This is a genomic window from Vibrio anguillarum (assembly GCF_001989995.2).
Taxonomy (GTDB): Bacteria; Pseudomonadota; Gammaproteobacteria; order Enterobacterales; family Vibrionaceae; genus Vibrio; species Vibrio anguillarum.
This window is the reverse complement of sequence record NZ_JAHGUP010000048.1, coordinates 1-1,472: the sequence shown is the minus strand read 5'-3', so window position 1 is coordinate 1,472 and position 1,472 is coordinate 1. Positions and strand designations below refer to the sequence as shown.

Annotated in this window: 1 protein-coding gene; it reads left to right on the top strand. The window is 53.7% G+C overall.

Going from position 1 to position 1,472, the window contains the following annotated elements; genetic code table 11:
* The coding region (tssI, locus tag PL85_RS12150; RefSeq protein WP_194589056.1) for a type VI secretion system tip protein TssI/VgrG at nucleotides 1-1,472 on the top strand (1,472 nt) is incomplete at both ends.

Sequence of the window (1,472 nt, the reverse complement as noted above, 5' to 3'; positions counted from 1 at the left end):
GTGGAATCGCTGTCTGATAGCGCGCAAGCGGGCCTGCGTTGCTACGGTTTTCGCTATGAGATAAAACTGGCCAGTCGCCAATCTGGCTTAACGGCGCTGGAGCTGGTGGACAAAACCGCTCAGCTTGAGATGCTGCGTGATGGCCTTGTCGTGCAGCGCGTGCACGGCATTGTGCGCCAGTTCAGTAAAGGCGATATTGGCCATCATCACACCTTTTACTCACTGACCTTAGTCCCGGCATTAGAGCGGCTATCACTGCGCCAAAACAGCCGCATCTTCCAGCTCAAAACCGTTCCTGAAATCCTCTCCATCGTACTGCAAGAAATGGGCATTAACGACTACGCCTTCTCGCTGAAGCGCGAGTGTACTCAGCGTGAATTCTGCGTGCAGTACCGTGAGACGGATATCGACTTCTTGCACCGCTTAGCCGCCGAAGAAGGCTTGGTGTATCACTTCATTCATGAAGAAGGGAAACACACCCTCTTTTTCAGTGACGACAGCCAAAGCCTGATAAAGCGAGAAACGCCTATCCCTTACAACGCCCTCGCAGGTGGCGTGATGGAAAGCCCCTATGTGTCGCAATTAACGCAACACAGCCAAACCGAAGTGAGCCACAGCGCGCTGCAAGATTACAGCTTTAAAAAACCGAGCTACTCGTTTGCTCAGCAAGCGCAAGGGCGCGAGATGGATTACCAGCAAGCGACCTACGAGCACTTTGATGCACCGGGTCGCTTTAAAGACGACGTCAACGGCAAAGCCTTTAATCAAATTCGCTTAGAGTACCTACGACGAGAAGCGCGTACCGCGACCGGAAAAAGTAACCATCCTGGCCTGCAAGCGGGCACAAAGTTCGACTTACAAGAGCATCTTGACGACAGCGCGAACCGCGATTGGGTTGTCGTGCAAGTGCATCATCAGGGGCAGCAGCCACAAGCATTGGAAGAAGAGGGCGGCAGTGGCGCGACCACGTACAGCAACCAATTCACGCTCATTCCTGCCGATGTCACGTGGCGTGCGACACCGCAAGCCAAACCTCAAGTGGATGGCCCTTGCATGGCGTTAGTCGTGGGTCCTGATGGCGAAGAAATCTTCTGTGACGAACATGGCCGCGTCAAACTGCATTTCCCGTGGGACAGATATTCCAACGGCGATGAGCACAGCTCATGCTGGGTACGCGTCTCACAAGGTTGGGCTGGCAGTCAATATGGCATGATAGCCATTCCGCGCATTGGTCATGAAGTCATCGTCTCGTTTCTCAACGGCGACCCAGACCAACCGATAGTGACAGGCCGTACCTACCATGCGACCAACAAAGCGCCGTACACACTGCCGGATAACAAAACCAAAACCGTGCTGCGCAGTGAAACGCACCAAGGGCAAGGGTTTAACGAGCTGAGCTTTGAAGACCAAGCGGCGCAAGAGAAAATCTACCTACACGCACAAAAAGACTTAGACGCCTTGGTGCTCAATGA